The organism is Deefgea rivuli DSM 18356, from assembly GCF_000620145.1.
GTDB lineage: Bacteria > Pseudomonadota > Gammaproteobacteria > Burkholderiales > Chitinibacteraceae > Deefgea > Deefgea rivuli.
Genome location: NZ_JHVM01000003.1, coordinates 232,125 through 254,543, shown reverse-complemented (window position 1 = coordinate 254,543; position 22,419 = coordinate 232,125). Strand labels below are relative to the sequence as shown.

General features: G+C 47.3%; 20 protein-coding genes and 1 tRNA gene. 9 read left to right on the top strand and 12 right to left on the bottom strand.

The genetic code is table 11. The features are described 5' to 3' along the window. Positions 1 to 10 precede the first annotated feature (10 nt). Complete coding sequence (locus Q320_RS0101175; protein WP_035851626.1) at positions 11 to 628, top strand: lytic transglycosylase domain-containing protein; 618 nt, start codon at positions 11 to 13, stop codon at positions 626 to 628. 18 nt (positions 629 to 646) lie between these two features. Here Q320_RS0101175 and Q320_RS0101170 read toward each other — a convergent pair whose 3' ends face one another. The 7 genes from Q320_RS0101170 to phbB all read right to left on the bottom strand — a co-directional run bounded on the left by Q320_RS0101170 (position 647) and on the right by phbB (position 9,100). Continuing rightward, on the bottom strand, positions 647 to 1,318 hold the full coding sequence (locus Q320_RS0101170; RefSeq protein WP_027467480.1) for a Crp/Fnr family transcriptional regulator: 672 nt from the start codon (positions 1,316 to 1,318) through the stop codon (positions 647 to 649). Positions 1,319 to 1,335: 17 nt separating this feature from the next. Further along, positions 1,336 to 2,103 carry an exodeoxyribonuclease III gene (xth, locus tag Q320_RS0101165; protein WP_027467479.1) on the bottom strand — a complete coding sequence of 256 codons (768 nt, stop codon included), beginning with the start codon at positions 2,101 to 2,103 and terminating at the stop codon, positions 1,336 to 1,338. Positions 2,104 to 2,234: 131 nt separating this feature from the next. Continuing rightward, positions 2,235 to 2,308 (bottom strand) — tRNA-Gly (locus tag Q320_RS0101160). A gap of 127 nt (positions 2,309 to 2,435) precedes the next feature. Further along, positions 2,436 to 3,833: an efflux transporter outer membrane subunit gene (locus Q320_RS17930; protein ID WP_035851623.1), complete on the bottom strand. Its 1,398-nt coding sequence runs from the start codon at positions 3,831 to 3,833 to the stop codon at positions 2,436 to 2,438. Beyond that, entirely contained in the window at positions 3,826 to 6,963 is a 3,138-nt protein-coding gene (locus Q320_RS0101150) for an efflux RND transporter permease subunit (RefSeq protein WP_027467478.1), read from the bottom strand. The genes Q320_RS17930 and Q320_RS0101150 overlap by 8 nt, the downstream gene beginning before the upstream one ends. Before the next feature lie 12 nt (positions 6,964 to 6,975). Then, positions 6,976 to 8,133: an efflux RND transporter periplasmic adaptor subunit gene (locus Q320_RS0101145; RefSeq protein WP_051534359.1), complete on the bottom strand. Its 1,158-nt coding sequence runs from the start codon at positions 8,131 to 8,133 to the stop codon at positions 6,976 to 6,978. 232 nt (positions 8,134 to 8,365) lie between these two features. Then, positions 8,366 to 9,100 carry an acetoacetyl-CoA reductase gene (phbB, locus tag Q320_RS0101140; protein ID WP_027467476.1) on the bottom strand — a complete coding sequence of 245 codons (735 nt, stop codon included), beginning with the start codon at positions 9,098 to 9,100 and terminating at the stop codon, positions 8,366 to 8,368. A gap of 126 nt (positions 9,101 to 9,226) precedes the next feature. Between phbB and Q320_RS0101135 the strand changes: the two genes are divergently transcribed. The 6 genes from Q320_RS0101135 (at position 9,227) to Q320_RS0101110 (ending at position 16,211) form a co-directional block, all read left to right on the top strand. Then, the gene (locus tag Q320_RS0101135; protein ID WP_051534358.1) at positions 9,227 to 10,120 is read left to right on the top strand and encodes an SDR family NAD(P)-dependent oxidoreductase; all 894 of its coding nucleotides are present in this window, start codon (positions 9,227 to 9,229) and stop codon (positions 10,118 to 10,120) included. A gap of 92 nt (positions 10,121 to 10,212) precedes the next feature. Next, positions 10,213 to 11,865 carry a CTP synthase gene (gene pyrG / locus Q320_RS0101130; RefSeq protein ID WP_027467474.1) on the top strand — a complete coding sequence of 551 codons (1,653 nt, stop codon included), beginning with the start codon at positions 10,213 to 10,215 and terminating at the stop codon, positions 11,863 to 11,865. Positions 11,866 to 11,942: 77 nt separating this feature from the next. After that, complete coding sequence (kdsA, locus tag Q320_RS0101125; RefSeq protein ID WP_027467473.1) at positions 11,943 to 12,782, top strand: 3-deoxy-8-phosphooctulonate synthase; 840 nt, start codon at positions 11,943 to 11,945, stop codon at positions 12,780 to 12,782. Between the two features lie 116 nt (positions 12,783 to 12,898). After that, entirely contained in the window at positions 12,899 to 14,194 is a 1,296-nt protein-coding gene (gene eno / locus Q320_RS0101120; protein ID WP_027467472.1) for a phosphopyruvate hydratase, read from the top strand. Between the two features lie 107 nt (positions 14,195 to 14,301). Then, on the top strand, positions 14,302 to 14,646 hold the full coding sequence (ftsB, locus tag Q320_RS0101115) for a cell division protein FtsB (protein WP_027467471.1): 345 nt from the start codon (positions 14,302 to 14,304) through the stop codon (positions 14,644 to 14,646). Between the two features lie 101 nt (positions 14,647 to 14,747). Continuing rightward, on the top strand, positions 14,748 to 16,211 hold the full coding sequence (locus tag Q320_RS0101110) for an aminotransferase-like domain-containing protein (RefSeq protein WP_035851619.1): 1,464 nt from the start codon (positions 14,748 to 14,750) through the stop codon (positions 16,209 to 16,211). A 3-nt stretch (positions 16,212 to 16,214) separates the two neighbouring features. Here the strand turns inward: Q320_RS0101110 and Q320_RS0101105 are convergent, their stop codons facing one another. After that, positions 16,215 to 16,511 carry a hypothetical protein gene (locus Q320_RS0101105; RefSeq protein ID WP_027467469.1) on the bottom strand — a complete coding sequence of 99 codons (297 nt, stop codon included), beginning with the start codon at positions 16,509 to 16,511 and terminating at the stop codon, positions 16,215 to 16,217. Between Q320_RS0101105 and Q320_RS22075 the strand changes: the two genes are divergently transcribed. Beyond that, entirely contained in the window at positions 16,510 to 16,638 is a 129-nt protein-coding gene (locus tag Q320_RS22075) for a hypothetical protein (RefSeq protein ID WP_281174219.1), read from the top strand. The genes Q320_RS0101105 and Q320_RS22075 overlap by 2 nt on opposite strands. A gap of 95 nt (positions 16,639 to 16,733) precedes the next feature. Here Q320_RS22075 and Q320_RS0101095 read toward each other — a convergent pair whose 3' ends face one another. From Q320_RS0101095 to Q320_RS0101085, 3 genes are all read right to left on the bottom strand, one after another. Continuing rightward, on the bottom strand, positions 16,734 to 16,997 hold the full coding sequence (locus Q320_RS0101095) for a DUF2917 domain-containing protein (RefSeq protein ID WP_027467468.1): 264 nt from the start codon (positions 16,995 to 16,997) through the stop codon (positions 16,734 to 16,736). Between the two features lie 145 nt (positions 16,998 to 17,142). Beyond that, a complete protein-coding gene (mnmC1, locus tag Q320_RS0101090) occupies positions 17,143 to 18,924 on the bottom strand; it encodes an FAD-dependent 5-carboxymethylaminomethyl-2-thiouridine(34) oxidoreductase MnmC1 (RefSeq protein ID WP_027467467.1) in 1,782 nt (593 codons plus the stop codon). A 21-nt stretch (positions 18,925 to 18,945) separates the two neighbouring features. Further along, positions 18,946 to 20,172 carry an MFS transporter gene (locus Q320_RS0101085; protein WP_035851615.1) on the bottom strand — a complete coding sequence of 409 codons (1,227 nt, stop codon included), beginning with the start codon at positions 20,170 to 20,172 and terminating at the stop codon, positions 18,946 to 18,948. A gap of 285 nt (positions 20,173 to 20,457) precedes the next feature. On the opposite strand from Q320_RS0101085, the gene Q320_RS0101080 reads away from it, so the two are divergent. Then, positions 20,458 to 20,769 (top strand): HU family DNA-binding protein, encoded by a 312-nt coding sequence (locus tag Q320_RS0101080; RefSeq protein WP_027467465.1) that lies wholly within the window; start codon positions 20,458 to 20,460, stop codon positions 20,767 to 20,769. 101 nt (positions 20,770 to 20,870) lie between these two features. On the opposite strand, the gene lysS is transcribed toward Q320_RS0101080, so the two are convergent. Continuing rightward, complete coding sequence (gene lysS, locus Q320_RS0101075) at positions 20,871 to 22,397, bottom strand: lysine--tRNA ligase (protein ID WP_027467464.1); 1,527 nt, start codon at positions 22,395 to 22,397, stop codon at positions 20,871 to 20,873. Positions 22,398 to 22,419: the final 22 nt, after the last annotated feature.

Sequence of the window (22,419 nt, the reverse complement as noted above, 5' to 3'; positions counted from 1 at the left end):
TTGTTGATCCGTGAAACTGCTTCAATCATTTTGCTTTGTTGCGTGCTTGATGGCGCCTCTGGCGTTTGCTGGTGCGCAGCGTGAGGAACTTCTGTCGCAGTCGGTGCAGACGACGTTGCAACGCTCGATTAGTGATAGAGCCGAACCGCGTTTGATTTTTGCGACGCCCGCGCAGGCGGAGGCGTGGTTGAGTGAGATGTCTGAGCGCTTGAAAAAACGTATTCCAGATGAGTTTGTGCGTCGAAAATTGCTAACTGCGGTGCATTATGAGGCGACGCGTGCGGGACTCGATCCCCAGTTGGTGATGGGATTAATCCATGTGGAGAGCGGGTTTAATCGTTATGCCGTGAGTGTGGTTGGTGCGCGGGGTCTGATGCAGGTGATGCCGTTTTGGCAGCGTAGTATCGGTAGCCCAGAGCATAATTTATTTGATATGAATACGGGCTTACGTTACGGCTGTACGATTTTGCGCCATTATCTGGATATCGAAAATGGCGATTATTTCCGTGCTTTGGGTCGATATAACGGCAGTTTGGGTAAAGCTGAATATCCCAATTTAGTCCATGGAGCGTGGAAGAATTGGTACGATTGGGATGCTGGTACAGGGCAGAAAGTAGCGCAACGCTAAATTCTGCCAGAGTGAGATTTAGCCGGGTAGTTGCATGATTTGAATGATTTGAATGTAGCCGCTTCGCATTTTCAAAAAACCGTGTTCTTCCCATTGGCTAAGTTGTTTGTTGACGCTTTCGCGGGATGCGCCGACGAAATTAGCTAAATCCTGTTGCGTCATTTTCAGATCAATTCGTACGCCATCTTCGTTAATATCGCCATGATTTTGCGCAAGTTGACGCAATACTTTAGCGAGACGCTGTGGTAGTGGCAAGAATAGTGTGTCTTGCACCAAGTCATTGGCGCTACGTAAGCGTTCGCACAAAGTAGTAATCAGCGAGCGCATCACATGCGGATGATGAGCGAGATATTGATCGACGGTACTGCGTTGCAAAACCAGTAATTCACCATCTTCCAGTGCTTCTACGCTGGCATTGCGCGGTGCACCATCCAGCATTGCGAGTTCGCCAAAAACTTCCCCGCCCTCCAAAATTGCCAGGTTAATTTCGCGGCCATCATTATTGCTACGTGTAACTTTGAGTCGGCCATGAATAACGGCGTACATTTCATCGCCACGGCTGCCTTGCTCGATAATGATTTGCTTGCTGATAAAGTGCCGGATGTGTGCATGTTTGGCTAATGTTTCGAGCTCGCTAGGGCTGAGCTCACAAAATAAACTGCTACCGGAAAGTAACTTGGCTTTGTCCATTTCAGTGCCTTTCGGGCTTAATTGAGAGTAGCAATAACAGGGGTGTGATCGGATGGCCGTTCATTTTTACGTGGCTCAACGTCAATTTCACAAGCGATACATTGCGGTGCGAGGGTTGATGATAGCAGAATATGATCAATTCTCAGGCCAGCATTTTTCTTAAAAGAAAACCCGCGGTAGTCCCACCAGCTAAAAGCTTTTTCTGCTTGTTCAAACATTCTAAAGCTATCGACTAAACCAAGCGCGAGTAAATCAGCAAAAATGGCGCGCTCTGCTGGTGAAACTAAAACACCACCGATCCATTTTTTAATGTCATGCACATCGCGATCTTCGGGTGCAATATTGTAATCACCGAGGAGTGCCAATTTAGGGTGCTGCTTTAATTCTTCTGCAATAAATTCTTTTAGCGCGGCCAGCCATGCCAGTTTATACGGGTATTTATCTGAATCTAAGGATTGTCCATTTGGAATGTACGCGCCAATTAGGCGGATGCCATTCACTGTCGCGGTAATGACGCGTTTTTGTGGGTCTTCAAAATTGGGGATGTTAATAATCACATTTTCAATTGGTGCACGGGCAATGATTGCAACACCGTTGTATGTTTTTTGTCCCGCAAATTCGACATAAAACCCTGCCGCTTCAATTTCGGCCTTGGGAAAAACGGGATCATCCATTTTGGTTTCTTGCAGGCAAAGTGCGGTGATGTCAGTATGTGTTGCTAGCCACTCAAGCACTTGGGGAAGGCGCACTTTAAGCGAGTTTACATTCCAAGTCGCAATTTTCATGTTGAAATTAATCCCTGTGTTTTTCGTGGGTTCGCCAATTGGCCTATGCGCGTATTAAATACATAATACGCTGCAATATTTACAGCTAAATAAAAAGCCAAAGTCAGAAATAACTTTGGCTTTTAAAATTTTGGAGCGGGCGATGAGAATCGAACTCACGGCTCTAGCTTGGGAAGCTAGGGTATTACCATTATACGACGCCCGCGAAGAAGACGTATATTACACGTAGTCATCACTATTTTGCAAGTGAGGCTGCCATTTCTACACGTCAACTTTGTGTTCTAGGTTACTAATTGAATGGCGCTAAAAAAGTTGCTAGCTATTTACATTAATTAATTCAGTGGATTATTTGCAACTTTTTCCCATCCACCGCCCAGCGCCTTATAAAGCTCGACACGAGCATTAATTTGATTTCTTTGTGCTTTCACTAAGTTAAGTTGGGTATTAAATAAACTGCGTTGTGCATCGAGCACTTCCAAATAGCTGGAGTATCCATTGTCATAGCGAAGTTTAGCTAATTTCAATTGTACTTTGAGTGCATTGACCTGTTTTTGTTCAAAGGCCGTTTTTTCTGTCACAGTTCGGTTGCTAATTAAGCTGGTGCGCGTTTCTGAAAAAGCAATTTGAATCGCTTGCTGGTATTGTGCAACCGCTTGTTTTTCTTGCGCTTTAGCTTGTTCAACTTGTGCTGCGGTGAGGCCGCTATTAAATAGTGGCATCGCCAAATTACCAGAGAACGACCAAATATTGGAATTGCTAGAAAATAGATTATTCAAATTTTTACTTTCTATACCTAGTAGTCCAGTTAGCGAGATGGTTGGAAAATACGCCGCGCGAGCGACTTGAATTCGCGCACGCGCCACCATTAAATTAGCTTCAGCTTGCGCTATATCGGGGCGTTTTAGTAGTAAATCCGAGCTTAATTCGGCTGGAATTGGATCGGCGATTTGTAATTCAGGAATCGATTTTCCTCTCGCAATACCCTCATCCATCATGGCTCTCGGTGACTGGCCGATTAATACGCTTAGCGCACTTTCAGTGCGAGCGATTGCTTCGGTGAAATCGGGTAAATTACTTTGTGCACTCGCCAGTTCTACTTCAGATTGCTTCACGTCCAATTCAGATGTAACGCCACCACGGTAACGTTTTTGCTGGAGATCAAAAGATTCCAGTCGTGATTGGATGGTGTTTTTAGTGATGTCTAATTGGTCGTCGAGTGCCCGCAGATTAAAATAGTTTTGTGCTACTTCTGCGCTGAGCGCGAGTCTCGCTGCATCTCGATTGTATTCCACAGCCATTAAATCTTGCTTAGCTGCAAACGTTGAGTTACGAACACGCCCCCAAAGGTCAATTTCCCAAGAGGCTTGCGCTGCGAGTTTGTAGTCGCTGCTTACGATGGGATTGCTGCCCGTGATATTTCGTGATTGCTCTGAGCGCCCACCGCCGCCGACTATGTCAATTCGAGGCAGTTGGGCTGATGCTGCAATGCCAAGCTTGGCGCGAGATTCGTCGACTCTGGCTGTGATGAGTGCCAGATTTTGGTTGTTTTCCAATGCTGTTGCAATGAGTTGGTTTAACGTTGGATCATTGAATTGAGTCCACCAGTTCGGATTGACACTGACTTTACTTGTGGCGACCGGAAGTTGCGTTACGGGTAGGCTGCTGTCTGGCGAGAATGCACAAGCAGATAGGGCCAATCCAATACTTAGGGAAAGAATGGTTTTAAGCATGGTTCTCTCCATGTGGATCTTTTTTCGCAGCTTTTTTCTCAGACATTTGCATAATTAAGCGGAAAAAAAGTGGGATGAAGAAAATGGCAATAAAGGTTGCCGCTAACATGCCGCCAATAACGGGAACACCCAAAGCAAATCGACTGCCTGAGCCTGCGCCGCTTGATGTGACTAAGGGTACGCAGCCCAGAATAAAAGCCAGTGAAGTCATGACGATGGGGCGGAAACGTAACCTTGCCGCTTCTAATGCCGCATCAAGGAGGGTTGCGCCTTCTTCGTATTTCATAATGGCAAATTCGACAATCAGAATGGCGTTTTTCGCAGCAAGGCCGACCAAGGTAATCAGCCCGACTTGGAAGTACACGTTATTGGTCAGCCCCGTTAAGAATACGGCTAAAAGTGCTCCAAATAATGCAAATGGTACTGCTGTAATGACTGCAAATGGCAGGCTCCAGCGTTCATACTGCGCCGCTAGGATGAGGAACACCATAACAATCCCCATTAGAAAGGCGATTGCTGCCGTGCCACCAGCTGCTTTTTCTTGGTAGGCCGAACCAGTCCATTGGAGCTTGTAATCGTTGCGTGCCATTTCGGCTTCAACGGCTTCGAGTGCTGCAATGGCTTGGCCTGAACTTACACCGATAGCGGGAGTTGCCATGATTTTTGCGGCTTGAAAGACATTAAAGCGTTCAACCAGCTCTGGCCCCACTGATGATTTCACCTGAACCAAGCTGGTCAATGGAATCATTGTGCCTTGGGCTGAGCGCACGAACACATTGCGAATGTCTTCTGGGTGCGCACGGAAATCAGCTTCAGATTGCAGCTGCACACGGTAAGTGCGGCCAAATTGGTTGAAGTCATTGACATATAACTGACCAAAAGTTGCCGACATAGCATCAAACACTTGATTCACGCTAACGCCTAAAGCTTTGGCTTTTTCGCGGTCAAGATCCAAATATATCTGCGGCACATTGGCGCGGAACGTTGTTGAAACGCTAGCAAATTCGGGGCGCTTTTTAGCTTCTGCGACAAAGGCGTTGACCGCAGCAGAGAAGGTTGCAATATCGCCAGTGCCACGGTTTTGATAATAAGCTTCAATACCGCCAGTGGTCGACATACCACTAATCGGTGGTGGATTGAATGTCGCGGCAAAACCGTCTTTCAAGCCCATAAAGGCCATGCCTTGGAAAGTATTGGCGAGATCGTAAGAGCTATCACCCTTGCCTTGGCGTTCTTTCCAGTCTTTGAGTGTGACAAAAGAAATCCCACTATTGCTGATGACGGCACCCGACAAAATATCAAAGCCAACAAATGAAACTACGTTTTCAACGTTTTTATTGGCCATTAGCATTTTGTCGAATTGGGTGCTCGTAACCTCGGTGCGATTTAAAGAGGCCGCATCAGGGAGCATGATCGCGCTTAATAAATAGCCCTGATCTTCATCGGGGACAAGAGCGCTCGGAACGTGCTTAAGCATCAAGACCATTGCGACCAGAATGGCGGCAAAGATCATAAATGCAACGCCGACTCGGCGGTTTAAAAATGCAACCCCACCCACATAGCCATTGGTCAGTTTGTCAAAGCCACGGTTGAAGGCTTTGAAAAAACGATTGGGTTCTTGATGGCCGCCTTTTAATAAAATAGCGCATAAAGCCGGCGTTAACGTCAGCGCGACAATCCCTGAAATGATGACAGAAATCGCAATCGTAATTGCAAATTGCTGATACATAACGCCGGTCATTCCGCCCAAGAAGGCCACGGGCAAAAATACAGCGCACAGCACGAGAACAATGGCAACCACAGGGCCAGACACTTCTTCCATCGCTTTAATCGATGCTTCTTTGGCCGAGCACTTGGTTTCACTCATAATGCGTTCGACGTTTTCGAGTACCACGATGGCATCATCGACCACGATACCAATCGCGAGAACCAGCCCAAATAGGGTCAAAAGATTGATCGAAAAGCCAAATGCCATCATCCCTGCAAAAGTGCCGATCAAAGAAATAGGAACTGCAATGCAAGGAATTAAAGTGGCCCTAAAGTTTTGCAAGAATAAATACACAACCAAAAACACTAAAACAATCGCTTCGAGCAGGGTGTGCAAGACCTCTTCGATGGAAATTTTGACAAATGTGGTCGTGTCGTAAGGGATTGAGTATTCAATGTCCTGTGGGAAGCGTTTTTTAAGCTCTTCCATTTTTTGGTTGATGGCTTCAGCAACACCAATCGCATTCGCTCCAGGCTGTAAGTAAATCCCCATCGCAACCGCTGATTTACCATTAATTTTTGCTTTTAAATCATAATCTTTACCCCCAATTTCCACGCGGGCTACGTCTTTAAGGCGAGTGGTTGCACCATCGGGTGTGGAACGAACGATAATTTCATTGAATTCTTCAACTGATTTGAGTCGACCTTGTGCATTGACGGTGTAAGTGAAGTCAATCACTTCAGTGGTCGGTTGAGCGCCAATTTTACCGGCAGAAAACTGGGCATTTTGTTCACGAATCGCATTAATTACGTCACTGGGCGTGAGACTAAGTTGCGCTAGACGATCTGGGCGCAACCAAACACGCATGGCGTAGTCGGTGCCGCCGAACATAGTTAGATCGCCTACGCCCGGGATGCGCTTTATTTCGTCAACAATGTTTAATAACGCGTAATTAGAAAGAAATGTTGTGTCGTAGCGGCCATTGGGTGAGTTGATTGCAATGACATTTAAAATCGATGTTGATTTTTTCTTGACGGTCACACCTTGGCGTTTTACTTCATCTGGCAACTGCGACATGGCCGCTGAAACACGATTGTTCACGTTAATCGTGGCTTGGTCTGGGTCGGTGCCGATTGCAAAGTAAACATTCATGGTCATCTGGCCGTTAGATGCTGAGCCCGATTGAATGTAGAGCATTTGCTCAACGCCGTTGATTTGTTGCTCAAGCGGTGCGGCCACTGTTTGTGCAATTACTTCTGGTGTTGCTCCTGGAAAAAACGCAGTAACTGAAACTACTGCGGGTGTAATACTGGGATATTGCTCAATAGGCAGCGATTTCATCCCTGCCAAACCTAAAATCACGATAATGATCGAAATAACGCTCGCAAAAATGGGGCGCTCAATAAAAAATTTAGAAAACATGCCGACTCCCCGTTATTTACTTGCTGTAGCTGGAGCGCTAGCAGGGATAGGTTTAACCACGGAGCCAGGTTGGGCTTTCATTTGACCTTCAACAATGACTTTATCGCCACTGTTCAATCCGCTGGTAATAATGACTTGTCCTTGGTAGCGAGGCCCCAGTGTTACAGGCTTTGGTACCACTTTATTGTCTTTGTCGACGGTCAAAACGATAAAATCGGCCTGTGATTGCACTACAGCTCGCTCAGGAACAAGGATTGAGTTTTTTCGGGTGCCTAGATTGAGTGTGACACGAACAAACTGGCCGGGTAGTAGCTCGCTTTTTGCATTGTTAAAAATGGCGCGCGCGCGAATAGTTCCGGTTGTGGGGTCGACACGATTGTCTGAAAAGTTAACTTTACCTATTTCTGAGTAATGGCTACCGTCGGCTAATTTAAGGGTGGCTGAGAGCTTACTCGAGTCATTTAAATCAATTACACCCTCACGCTGAGCGGCTTCGAGCTCTTGCTTATCTTGCTCTGAATACGAAAAATTCACGTACAGAGGGTCGAGCTGGGAAATTGTAGTGAGTTTGCCCGAATCGCCCGCAACGCTAATTAAGCTACCTTCAGATTGGGCTAGCTTGCTGGTTGCGCCTGAAATTGGTGCGGTGACCTTGGTGTAACCAAGATTGAGCTCGGCTTGTCGAACGCTGGCTTGTGTTGCTTGATTGCTGGCAATCGCCGCATTGTAAGCTGCGTTGGCATCGTCAAAGTCTTTGCGGCTTACTGCATTTTCTTTGTAAAGTGGGGCAATTCGATCCCGATCTGCGCGGGCTTTTTCGAGTTTGGCGACTTCTTGCGATAAAACACCTTTTGCTTGATCAAGGGCGGCTTTATAAGGCTCTGGATCAATTTCAAATAATATTTGGCCTGCTTGCACATTTTGGCCTTCGATATAGGTGCGTTTCAGCAAAATACCGCTGACTCGGGCGCGTACATCGACGTCGCGATAACCTGCCGTTTCGCCGACCATTTCTTTCGTTAATGGCACATTGCTTGGTTTGACTTCAAGAACTGTAACGGGCGCAGGTGGGCGCTCTTTTTTTTCGGGGGCTTTTTGGCATGCGGTAAGTGAAGCTAAAATGAGCAGGCTGACTGAAACTGCGCGAATCTTGGTGGTGGTGTTACGCATGCAGGGCGCTCCAATTAATGTGCGTTAGCTCGGTAATATGAGTGGTGAATGTTAAAACAGAATGGTCGGTATAAATTTTGCGAAAGTTTAACAGCTTAGCTGGAGCTTGCGAGCGCTTATGTTTTTGTAATTGTACACATAGCATTTTTGATTTGTTTTGTTTTTATTAGTGGCTAGGGCATAAAAAAACCGGCCAAAGACCGGTTTTTGAGTGCGATTTGATTCGTGTTATTTAGCAGGTGTGCTGACCGCCATTAATGGCCAAGTTGGCTCCTGTCATAAAGCCTGCAAGATCAGAGGCGAGGTAGCTAATGAGGCCTGCAATTTCTTCTGGCTTACCAAGGCGTGATACAGGGATGTGCGCAATAATTTTATTACGTACATCTTCAGGTACTGCCATAACCATATCTGTTGCAATATAGCCAGGTGATACTGTATTAACAGTCACACCTTTTTTGGCAACTTCTTGCGCTAAAGCCATGCTAAAGCCGTGCATGCCGGCTTTTGCTGCTGAGTAGTTGGTTTGGCCAAACTGACCTTTTTGCCCGTTGATTGATGAAATATTAATCACGCGACCCCAGCCTCGATCAGCCATACCATCCACAAATTGTTTCGAGATGTTGAATACAGAGTTAAGGTTAGTGCCAATCACCATGTCCCAATCGGTTTTGCTCAGTTTTTTAAAAGAAGCATCGCGTGTAATACCAGCATTATTAACCAGCACATCGACACTGCCTACTTCGCTGCTGATCTTTTCTGCCAAAACCGTGCAGGCATCAAAATCAGTTACGTCGCATTCATAGGCATGAAACGTGTACCCAGCGGCAGCATTGTCGCTGAGCCAAGCTTGTTCTTTGCCTGGTTTAGAGTACGTGGTTACCACTTGAAAGCCGTCATCGGCTAGTTTGCGGCAGATTGCCGTTCCGATGCCGCCCATTCCGCCTGTAACTAGTGCTACTTTTGCCATGCGTTTTTATTCCTAGGTGAGATAATTGAATCAATTGCAGCTTAGCGCTATTGAATTTAATGTGGCGTAAATCCTAGCATGTGTTTTTATATTGGCGTAAGCCCTTGTTATTGTAAACGGTAAAAAATGACAATTCAGAGACAAAATCTAGGGATTTCACCTATTGTTTTGGTGAGTGGTTGCTCTTCTGGTATCGGTTTGTGCGTGGTGCATGGTCTACGTGAGCAGGGTTGGCGCGTGTTTGCAACGGCGAGAAAAGAAAGTGATGTAATTAATTTGGCGGAACAAGGCTTTGAATCCTTACGTCTGGATGTGTCGGATTCCAGCTCTATCGCCGAGTGTGTTGCTGAGGTATTGAGTAGAACGGATGGACGTATTGATGCTTTGTTTAATAACGCCGGATTTGGTGTGCCGGGTGCGGTTGAGGATTTGTCACGTGAAGCGATGCGCAATCAATTTGAAACCAATGTGTTTGGTGCGATTGAGTTGAGCAATGCGGTATTGCCAACAATGCGCCAGCAAGGCTACGGTACGCTTTTGTTTAATAGCTCGGTACTGGGTTTTGCGGCGATGCCGTACCGAGGGGCTTATAACGCTAGCAAATTTGCGCTGGAGGGCTTTGTAGATACGTTAAGACAAGAGCTGTGTGGCTCGCAGATTCATGCATGCTTGATTGAACCAGGCCCAATTGAGAGTTGCTTTCGTAGCAATGCCGCACAGCAATTTTTGCGCTGGATTCAGCTTGAGCATAGTTTTCATGCTAAGTCGTATGCTCTGATGCAGCAGCGTTTGGCGGTAGTGGGCGCTGCCGCGCCGTTTACATTGCCTGCTCTTGCCGTATTGAAGGTCGTTGTCGCTGCGCTAGAGGCAAAAAGACCCAAGCCACGTTATCGCGTTACAACACCTACAAAAATATTTTGGTATTTGAAGCGAATTTTGCCAACACGTTGCTTAGATTGGATTTTATTAACTGCTTCTGGGGATGAGCCGGGGGCGAGTTATGGTCGAAAACGCAAATAAAAGCATTGCTGCAGGTTTTTTTGTTTCTGTCCAGAATTGAGGGCGCGCTGTTGTTCAGGTAGAATAGGGGATTCAAACTTGTGCACACCAACATGACCAAGTACATATTCGTTACCGGTGGCGTTGTCTCTTCTTTAGGTAAGGGCATTGCCGCCGCGTCTCTCGCGTCGATTTTAGAATCACGCGGCCTTAAAGTAACCATGATGAAGCTTGATCCATATATTAATGTGGATCCAGGCACGATGAGCCCAATGCAACACGGCGAAGTTTTTGTGACCGAAGATGGTGCAGAAACTGACCTTGATTTGGGTCATTACGAGCGTTTCATTACCGCCAAAATGAAGAAGTGTAATAACTTCACAACCGGCCAAATCTACGACTCTGTGATTAAGAAAGAGCGTCGTGGTGAATATCTCGGCAAAACTGTGCAAGTGATTCCGCACATTACCGATGAGATTCGTCATTTTATTGGTTTGGGTGGCGGTGATGCAGATATTGCTGTGATCGAAGTCGGTGGTACGGTCGGTGACATCGAATCTTTACCGTTCCTAGAAGCAATTCGCCAAATGGGTGTGTTGCTAGGGCGTGATCGCACCTGTTTCGTACACCTTTCTTACGTGCCTTATTTGGCTGCTGCTGGTGAAATCAAAACCAAACCGACTCAGCATAGCGTAAAAGAATTGCGCCAAATCGGCATTATGCCCGATGTGTTGATTTGTCGTGGCGACCGCGTGGTGCCAGATGATGAGCGTCGTAAAATTGCGTTGTTTACTAATGTGAGCGAGAAAGCGGTTATTTCTTGCCCAGATTTAGATTCAATTTATAAGATTCCACGCACTTTGTCTGAGCAAGGTATCGACGATATTATTCTCAAGCAATTCGGCCTTGATTTGCCAAAAGCTGATTTGTCGGTGTGGGATAAGATTGTTGAGGCGTCAGAAAATCCACAGCAAACTGTCAATATCGCGATGGTCGGCAAGTACGTTGATTTAACCGAATCGTACAAATCATTGATCGAAGCGCTGCGTCACGCCGGCATTCACACGCGATCAGAAGTGAAAATTCACTTTGTCGATTCAGAATCGCTTGAAACCGAAGGCGCTGAATGCTTGCGCAATATGGATGCGATTTTGGTGCCGGGTGGTTTTGGTAAGCGCGGCGTTGAAGGTAAAATCGTAGCCGTGCGTTTTGCACGTGAAAACAATATTCCTTACATGGGTATTTGTTTGGGCATGCAAATTGCGCTGATCGAATATGCACGTACTATGGCTGGCATGCCTGGTGCGAACTCAACTGAATTTGATTTGGATACTGAATATCCAGTCGTTGCCTTGATTGATGAATGGGTCAATCATGATGGCAAAGTTGAAACGCGCGATGAAAATTCCGATATGGGCGGCACGATGCGTCTTGGCGCACAAGAGTGCAGTCTAGAGCCTGGCTCATTGGCGGCAAAAATCTACGGCGGTGATTCGGCCACTGAGCGCCATCGCCATCGCTATGAAGTAAATAATTACTATCTGGATCGTTTGCAGGCGGCTGGTTTGAAAATCAGTGGTAAGTCAAAAGGTGCAGAGCAATTGGTTGAAACGATTGAGCTGCCTGAACATCGCTGGTTCTTTGCATGCCAATTCCATCCGGAATTTACATCGACACCACGTGATGGGCATCCTTTGTTTATCTCTTATATTCAAGAAGCGATTAGCTATGCTAAAGAAAACGGTCGTGAAGGTTTGAGCTGCTAAAATAGTAATTTGCTAGGTATGGGCTCCTAGCCCATACCTAGCAAGATATGCATTCATATACGTCAAAGGGGAATTCTGTGAAGTTATGTGGTTTTGATGTTGGTATTGATCAGCCGTTTTTCCTCATTGCAGGCCCTTGCGTCATTGAAAGCGAGCAACTTGCGATTGACACCGCTGGCTATTTGAAAGAGCTGACGACTGAACTCAATATTCCGTTTATTTATAAATCGAGTTTTGATAAGGCCAATCGCTCGTCCGGCAAATCATTTCGCGGGCTTGGTATTGATGAAGGCTTGCGTATTTTGAGTGAAGTGCAGCGCCAGCTAGGTATTCCGGTGCTCACCGATATTCACACCGAAGCCGAAGCGGCGATTGCGGCGCAAGTGGTTGATGTGCTGCAAACGCCAGCGTTTTTGGCGCGGCAAACTGACTTTATCCATGCAGTCTGTGCGACGGGTAAACCAGTGAATATCAAAAAGGGCCAGTTTATGGCGCCTTGGGATATGAAGAACGTCGTTGAGAAAGCCAAAGAAGCCAATGGTGGCGTCGACAATATTATGGTCTGTGACCGTGGCACATCGTTTGGCTACAACACATTAGTCAGCGACATGCGTGGCTTGGCCATCATGCGCGAAACGAATTGCCCTGTGGTGTTTGATGCGACGCATTCAGTGCAGCAACCTGGCGGCTTAGGCGACAAATCGGGCGGTCAACGTGAATTCGTTCCAGTCTTGGCGCGTGCAGCGATTGCTTCTGGTGTGGCGGGTGTGTTTATGGAAACGCATCCAAATCCGGCCGTTGCGATGTCGGATGGTCCAAATGTGATGCCGATCGCACGAATGAAAGAATTGCTGACCGTTCTCAAAGACATCGACCGTGCAGTTAAGGCACACTCGTTTATTGAGCATTCCTTGTAATAATTGTTGTGTAAAAGTTTTTATGGCAAGGCGATACAACGCAGCAAAAAAACTTTTGCTTTACTACTTAATTTTATCGCAGTACTAATTCAACCGTTTTAAGGGGTATAGAACCGATGAGCGCAATCGTTGAAGTGATCGCACGTGAAATTTTAGATTCACGTGGCAATCCAACTGTAGAAGCAGATGTACTTTTAGAATCAGGTGTAATGGGCCGTGCGGCTGTGCCGTCTGGCGCATCAACTGGCGAGCGTGAAGCACTTGAGCTGCGTGATGGTGACAAAGCACGTTACCTCGGCAAAGGCGTTTTGAAAGCCGTAGAAAACATCAATACAGAAATCTGTGAAGCGATCATTGGTCTTGATGCTGCGGATCAATCATTTATCGATCAAACCATGCTGGATTTAGATGGTACTGAAGATAAATCAAAACTCGGTGCGAATGCGATTTTGGCGGTTTCAATGGCGGTTGCCAAAGCCGCAGCTGAAGAAGCTGGTTTGCCTTTGTATCGTTACATCGGTGGCTCAGGCCCGATGGCTCTGCCAGTGCCAATGATGAACGTCATCAACGGCGGCGAGCATGCATCAAATAGCTTGGATTTCCAAGAGTTGATGATTGTTCCTGTTGGCGCGCCAACATTCCGTGAAGCATTGCGTTACGGCGCTGAAGTATTCCACAACTTGAAAAAAATCATGCACGACAAAGGCATGCCAACTCAAGTGGGTGACGAAGGTGGTTTCGCGCCGGATGTAGCAGGCCCAGAAGAAGCACTGGACTTGATTATGGCTGCGATCGAAAAAGCCGGTTACAAAGCCGGTACTGATTTCCGTATCGCTCTGGATTGCGCTGCGTCTGAATTCTTTGACAAAGCCACTGGCAACTACGTATTCAAAAAATCAGGTGGCCGTGTTTTCAACTCAGTAGAAATGGTTGATTACCTTGAAAGCTTGGTGAATAAATACCCAATCATTTCGATTGAAGATGGTATGGGCGAGCGCGATTGGGACGGTTGGAAAATCTTGACGGATCGTTTGGGCAAACGCGTCCAAATCGTCGGCGATGATTTGTTTGTAACCAACACCAAAATTTTGGCTGAAGGCATCAAGCGCGGCATTTGTAACTCAATTTTGATCAAAGTAAACCAAATCGGTTCTTTGACTGAGACTTTGGCTGCGGTTGAATTGGCTAAACGCAGTGGTTACACCTCGGTAATGAGCCATCGTTCAGGCGAAACCGAAGACAGCACCATTGCTGATTTGGCTGTGGCAACCAACTGCATGCAAATCAAAACAGGTTCATTGAGCCGTTCTGATCGTATTGCGAAGTACAACCAAATCTTGCGTATTGAAGAAGAATTGGGTGATGCAGCGCACTACCCAGGTATCGATGCCTTCTATCAATTGAAAGGCTAATGTTGTTTTCTACGTTGCTGTTTTCGTCTTGCATGCGACGTAGTAAACCTCTGTAGTAAGATCTAAAACCGGAGCTTGCTCCGGTTTTATTTTATATTTGGATGGGTATGCGAATTCTTGCGATTTTTTTTGCGATTGTGATCGTCGCATTGCAGTGGCCGCTGTGGGTGGGGAAGGGAAGTTGGTTGCGAGTTTGGCAGTTGGATACGCAACTCACTGAGCATCGTGCTGCAAATCTAAAATTAAAAGAACGCAATGATGCTTTAGAAGCCGAAGTGCGGGATTTAAAAACCGGTACGGATGCAATTGAAGAGCGTGCTAGAAATGAATTGGGCATGATACGCCAAGAAGAAGTCTTTTTTCAGGTCTTAGACCGTGCGCCTTTAGCGGCTAGTACGCCCACCATCGCTGCCAGTACAATTGCTGAGGTTAAAAAACCAACTGCAAATTGATACGGTACAGCTTGGGATTTATTTAGTTTTTATTGATCTGTTTTTTTGATTGGCACTCAGTTATAGTATTCCCTTGGATCAGTAAACAAGGGGCGCAAGCAATGAGCGAGCTAATCACCACTGAGCATCACCGTAAAAAATCAGACACGCTGTATTACCAATTAGCTGAAGAGCTAGCGCTAGCGATTCAGGCTGGCATTTTGCGTTCCGGTGAAAAGCTACCGTCTATTCGCAAATTGTCGTCAGAGCGTCAACTCAGTTTGTCGACGATTATGGAAGCGTATCGCGAACTAGAAGATCGCGGTTTGGTTGAAGCAAGGCCACAATCTGGTTTTTATGTGCGTGCGATTCGCCATCTTGCTGCGCCTGAGCTGACTAAGCCGCCGCAACGCCCTTCGCATGTCGTGATTGATCCTTTACTCACTCCGAGCGCTTTATCCCGTATTAATGAAGTGAAAGTAGATTTTGGCTTGGCGATTTTGTCGCCCAAATTATTTCCGAATCAGCAAATTCAACGCATCTTGTCGCAGGTTACGCGTAATGATCCCGATATCATTGCCGATTATGGCGAGTCGCATGGTGATTTAGAATTGCGGCGACAAATCGCTCGACGCGCGTTGACGTGGGGTGCGCAGGTTGAAGCCGATGACGTACTGATTACGCATGGTGCGATTGAAGGTTTGAATTTGTGTTTGCGTGCGGTAACCAAGCCGGGCGATGTGGTGGCGATTGAATCGCCAGCGTATTTTGGCCTGTTGCAGATTTTAGAAAGCTTTAAACTCAAAGCGCTAGAGCTGCCCACGCATCCCAAAACGGGAATTTCAATTGAGGCGCTGGAGCTTGCATCGCGAAATGGCGACATTAAAGCTTGCGTTTTATTGCCTAATTACTCGAATCCGTGCGGCAGTTTGATGCCTGATGAGAATAAACGGCGACTGGTCGAGTTGCTGGATCAGCGCAATATCCCCCTGATCGAAGATGATATTTACGGCGAATTTTATTATCAAGGCGACCGTCCACGCCCAGCCAAAGCTTACGATCAAACGGGCAATGTCATGTTGATTGCATCGTTTACCAAATTATTAGCGCCCGCATTTCGAATTGGTTGGGTGCTCGGTGGTCGTTGGCAAAAAGAAATCGAGCAGCTGAAATTCATCAATACTTATTCAACGTCCTTGGTCTTGCAGCGAACGATTGCGAATTTCTTAGAAAGCGGCGGCTATGATCATCATTTGCGTCGTTTGAGAAAAAATTGCGCAGAGCAGGTGAATGATGCGGTCGATGCGATTCAGCGCTTTTTTCCTGCTGATACGCGCTTGACGGTGCCGCAGGGCGGTTATGTGTTGTGGCTAGAGCTCAATACACGGATTGAAACTTTGCAACTCTTGCAGCTTGCATTGGCAGAAGGGATTAGTTTTACGCCTGGCATGATGTTTTCGCCCAGCCGAAGTTACCACAATTGCTTGCGAATTTGCTGTGGTGAGCCTTGGACAGTTCGACACGAAAAAGCCATCGAACGGCTTGGGCAATTGGCACACTACTTAAGCAAAGCAGCGCATCGGTAGTGCTTAATTTGCCGTAATTGTGGTGACCTGCATGGGCTCGGCTTCTGGCTTGGCCGTTTCTGCTGCGTTGCTGCAGCTTTGTGAGCCTGCTGTTTGTACTTCGACGCAGCCTACGGAGTAGGTCAGTAAGCAGGGGCCGATTTGCTCGGTTTCGTCCACCCAAAGCACGGTCATGCGTTGGCCGCATAGATTGCCGAGGATATCGTTAATATTGAGTAAATCGTCGATGATTTCTGCATTGGCGATACTGGGTAAAAGTAATCCAGTCGCAATTGCAGTGATTAGGGATTTTCGGAACATGATGCCCTCCCTTGACGGGCTGGCATTTCGAATGAAACGCAATCGGCCTGCCGTTTGCTTAAATATCGGCAGAGCGATTACTGAACTGCAACCTTGGCCGCGCTTAGCGTCGAAATTCACCGATTAACGGTTGTTCCAATTCGGTATTTAAACGGACGTCGTCGGGACATACGGCGCAGCCAAAGGACGGCGGGTGGCTCGCCTGCTTGTCATGCTGTTGACTTAGGCGGTCGCTGCCGCGCCCAATGCCATAGGGCGATCTTGAGCTGTCGCGGCCATGAAATCTTTGGCCAGACTATAGCGGCTATTTTGTAACGCTTCGACAACCACCTTGTCGCGGCCACTAATAAAGCATTTTTGCCCGCACTCCAATACGATATCTTCGCCATCGTGACTAAGCCAAACTTGTCCTGAGTCGCAGCGAATCCAACTTTGTTTGGCCGCCAATGAATGAACTTCTGCGGTATTGAGTTGATAGGTTTGCATCTTGTGCTCTCTGCAGGTTTACGCGATATACCGACTATACGCAAAGCAGATTTTCTGTATTAGATGCAAACTGTATTGTATTTCATCATTCACTTACCATTTTTCTGTCACTGTTATGCTCTAAAAATAAGACATCTGCATCGTTTTACTGCACAGGGGCCGAAGTCTTTTTTCTGAGCACGCGTAAAGCAAAGCGGGCAGGGTCGATTGCAGCTAGCAGGCTGCGCTCAATGCCTTGCGGTTCGGCATTGAGCTGACAGGCTAGCACTTCAGCGGCCAGTGCATGCCAAGTTAATCCACGCGAACCAAAGCCCAGTACACCATATAGCCCTGTGACTCTTGGAATATGAAATAACTGATGCACCGCATGTTGGATGTCGGATGTGTTGGGTATCGCGCCGACCAGAGGTAGGCGATCCGAAGAATTAGGGCGAAAGCACAGCCGTGTTTCAGTATGCAAGGAGGGGCTAATGGCGTTTTGGCCAAGTAGTTTGGCTAAATCGTTTAAGTTATTCTGCTCGGCGCTAGCGGGATCTGCTGCGTTGACGAGGCTGGCGCCCGCACAGCGCCAGCCAGCAAATTCGGCGGTTAAATAAGTTAAGCCAGAAATACTGTGAAGGGTGGTGTTGAGCTGTGCAGAAGCCAATTTAGTGACACTACGCAGGCTGGCGCTGAGCGCGGATTCAAGGCTGGGAAGTAAGCGCCGCGCATCAGTGGCATTGGCCAAAATAAGTGTTTCGCTACGGGTGATAAGGTGATTATCAGCGTCGTATAGGTGCCAGAGCTGGTCAGCATATTGAATAGATTTAATATAGGTATTTAATTGTAGGCTAATATTTTCAATGCCTGCATTAATATACCCATTGCATAAGCTGGCAGGGTTCGCCCACATTCCTTGCGGGAACCAATAGCCGCCGAACTCACAATTTATATCGAGAGCGCGCAGGCACTCTGCGCTGCTAAGCCATTGCACTAGCGAATTGGGATGTGTTTGTGCAGCTAAAATCGCCTGCATTAATTGCGCTGCGGCGGCATCTTTGGCGATTTGAAAATGTCCATCACGGGCAAAGTGCACTGCTTGTTGCGCCGCAAGCAGTGCATCGAGTTTTTGCTGGGTTACCGCGAAGCCGGCTCTTGAGAGCCTAGCTTGAAAATTATCATCCAAGCTAAAGACGGGATGGCAAAGACCAATATGATTGCCTGACGCTTGACTGGCGATGCTCGCTTGCGCGTCGATCAACGTGATTTTCCAGTTGCGACTGGTAAGACTGGCTGCAACGGCGCAACCCGCCATGCCCGCCCCCAGGATGATTGCGTGTTGGGTCTTTGGTTTGGCGATGGTTGTTTTGGGCGGGCGTTGGCAATGTGCAATTAAATAAGATGTATTGTCTTGGGTAAATAGCGTGCTGCTAAATCCCGCTGCATCTAGCTGTGGTGCAAGTGTGGTGTTGTGGCTGACCAGCATGCTGTCCGTTTTGCAGAGCCGCCAAAGTTGCTTGCACTGCGATGTGGTCCAGTCCGTTGCATCATTAAGATAAAACGCATCGATCGGGCCCGTGACCTCAGTCAGCATTTTATCCATGTCGCCAAAAATCAGCGTCAGCATCACTTGGCCGCGCTGCAAATAAAGCCGATGAAAGCCGCTGGTGGCCGCCGGCCATTGCGCCAGCAATTCATCGCGCAATAATTGCAGCGAGCCGCTCACCTCGCTCATTGAACTGAGATCGGAAGGATTGGTAAATACGAGGTAATGCAACCGCTGACTGCGTTGTGTATCTTGCTGCCAGAGCTGCCAAGTGTTTAAAAATGCCGAGCCATCGCCAAAGTCACTAGCAAAAATGGCGAATGAATCACGGCCTTGCCAGCGCTGCGGCAGTTGATTCGCGGCGATAAAGTGCTGTTGCTTTTCGTTGCTTTGAGCGCTCATGTTGGTTCGCGATTGTTGGTGTTATTGCGCTTCTTCGCCAAATTGGCCACGCAAAAATCGACGGCGAGCGCTAATTGCAATCGCAGCGGCGGCAATACAAACGAGCACAAATCCGGCATTACCTGCGATTTCATGGCTAATTTTGGCAATTTCGATACCGGCCGAGAAAATAATCATAATGATAATGCCGAGCGCCGCTGAAACGGTGCCTTTGCTTTGATCGCTAGCAAAAAGTGCCAGCCTGAATTGGGCGGCATTGATAATCCCAATCCCGATGGCGCTAATCGAAAGTGACACAATCAGCCACTGCCACGCATCGGGTGCGCGAATAAGGTAGAGGCTAAGGGCGAATCCGAGCATAAAGGGGATCGATCCCAATGTGATAATGCGATAAATTGGAAAGCTGCCCACCACTTTGGCAAGAATAATATTGCCCAGTATTAGGCCAGCAAAGACCGGAATTTGCCAATAGCCATAATCGATGGTGGAAAGGCCTGCGTCCTGCATTAAAATCACTGGCGCTAGGGCGATCCATGCCAGTAGTGGCATGGACGTGAAGCCAATTGAAATCGCACCTGCAACAAAGCGGCGATTGCGTAACACTGCCATATAGTCGGTACGTAAACTGCTGAGTCTCAATGGCGAAGTGATTTTCGGCGAGGTTTCAGGCATAAAGCGCCATAAGCCAACAAACGACACCATCGCAATGCCTGCCACAATGATAAATATCCATTCCCAGTCAGTGAATTGCAGAATCATGGCGCCAGCCAATGGGCCGATCAGCGGGGCAATGAGTGCCACATTCGCCATCAACGCTGTGACGCGGATCGCCGTGGCTTCAGCAAAACTTTCCTGAATGGCGGCATAACCGACTGCGCCGATAAAGCACATGCCAGTACCTTGTACAAAACGGCCGAATAAAAACCAAGAATACGATTTGGCAAACACAATGCCGATGCAGGCGACGATAAAGAGCAGCACACCCGCCAGCATTACTGGTTTTCGGCCAATTCGATCTGATAATGGCCCAAGTAGCCACTGTAAACTAGCGCCGCCAAGCAGGCATAAAGACATGGCCGACGGAATATGACTTGGATCGACATTAAATAAATGCACAATCGTCGGCATCGCCGGCAAAATCATATCGTTGGAAATGTAAGTGGCAAATTCAAAGAGAACTAAGGCGAATGGAAATAATAAAGCGATAAAGCTGAGTTGGCTAATCGGCTGGGTACGAATTTGGGTCATGTAATCTCTCAATAAGTACCGCCATTTTCCTTGTTTTATTTTTTAAAAGCGAGGTAATAGTGCTGTTGGCATAAATGCTTTTCTATGTGCAAAGCAAGGTGAGCTTTTGTAAATTGAATGGAGATGACTTTAAGGAAGTGCCCAGCAATCAATCAGATGAGCTTTTGGCAGTATCGGGACTGTAACTTTCTATTGGCTTGTATGTGACTACTTAGCTTATTTCGCTAGGCTGCGGCATAATGTGCGTTCTATATTTGCCTAGCAGCCAATGCAAAGGTTCTTTTGATGAATAAAACCGAATTGATTTCGATCGTGCATAATTTAGTAGCGATCGATCATCCTGAAGTTTCGAAAAAAGCCATTGCGGCCACATTAGAGACTTTGTCTGAAGTGATCGTGGCCACGGTGAGTGGTGGTGGCGAAGTGGTTTTGCCTAATGTGGCGAAAATTGCGTTGAAATCACGCGATGCGCGCGTTGGTCGCAATCCACGGACTGGTGAAGCCGTACAAATCCCCGCCAAGCGTGTATTGAAATTTACACCCGCTAAAGCGTTGAAAGATGCTGTGGCAGAGCAGGATGCCGCATTAGCGAAGTAATTCATATTTTGGCAAATGAAAAAACCGGCAAGAGCCGGTTTTTTTATTTGGGTATATCCATGTGACCATTAATTAATATGGCTTGGATGGATATGCCTGCATTAGTCTTCGCGGCGCATTTGCGGGAACAAAATCACGTCACGAATACTTGGTGAATCAGTCAAAAGCATCACCAAGCGATCAATACCAATGCCGCAGCCGCCAGTCGGTGCCATGCCGTGCTCAAGCGCGCGAACATAATCGGCGTCGTAATGCATTGCTTCATCGTCGCCTTTGGCTTTTAAATCTACTTGCGCTTGGAAACGAGCGGCTTGATCTTCTGGATCGTTCAATTCTGAGTAACCATTGGCGTGTTCACGGCCAACGATAAATAGCTCGAAACGCTCAGTCAAGCCCGCTTGCGTATCCGATGCGCGCGCCAGTGGTGACACTTCGGCAGGGTAATCAACGATGAAAGTCGGTTCCCACAGTTTGGCCTCAGTATTTTCTTCAAACAAACTCAATTGCAAGCCACCAATGCCACTGGTCAAGACTGGCTTGCCACCAAGGCGGGCGATTTCAGCTTTCAGGAAGTCAGCGTCATTGAGTTGTGCGTCAGTGTATTCTGGATTGTAATGCTTGATTGAATCGGCAATCGTAAAGCGCGCAAATGGCTGTGATAGATCAACCGTTTTACCTTGATATTCCACGGTTGCAGAGCCAGTCGCTTCAATCGCGCAGGCGCGGATAATGCCTTCGGACATATCCATCATGCGTTGGTAGTCGGCGTACGCTTCGTAGAATTCGATCATCGTGAATTCTGGATTGTGACGCGTGCTCATGCCTTCGTTGCGGAATGAACGGTTAATTTCAAATACGCGTTCCAAACCGCCAACAACAAGGCGTTTCAAATACAGTTCAGGCGCAATGCGTAGGTATAACGGCATGTCGAGCGCATTGTGATGCGTCACGAATGGTTTGGCCGTTGCACCGCCTGGAATCGAGTGCATCATCGGCGTTTCAACTTCAAGGTAATTTTCACCGACCATGAATTCGCGCAGACGTTGAATGATTTTTGAGCGCTTGATAAACGTGCCGCGGCTTGTGTCATTGGTAATCAAATCCAAATGACGCTGGCGATAAATTTGCTCTTGATCGGCCATGCCGTGATGTTTGTCTGGCAATGGACGTAGCGATTTGGTCAGTAAACGCAGCTCGGTTACATGGATCGACAATTCATTCGTTTTGGTTTTCATCAAAGTGCCGCGCGCAGCTACGATGTCACCCATGTCCCACGTTTTGAAATCGTCGTAAACCGCTTCGCCAACGCTTTCTTTGCTGATGTAAAACTGAATACGGCCATCGGCGTCTTGGATCGTCGCGAAACTGGCTTTACCCATCACGCGTTTAAGCATCATGCGGCCAGCAACTGAAACGCTGATGGCTTGGGCTTCGAGCTCCGCTTTTTCTACGGCATCGTATTGTTCGTGCAGCGGGCCAGACAGATGTTCGCGTTTGAAATCATTTGGAAAGGCAATGCCTTTGGCGCGAATCGCAGCGAGCTTGGCGCGGCGTTCAAGAATAATTTGATTTTCATCGATGGGTGCTTCTGCAACTTCAGTTGCTTGACCAGCTTGATTTTCGCTCATGATTTTTCCACTCATTACATCT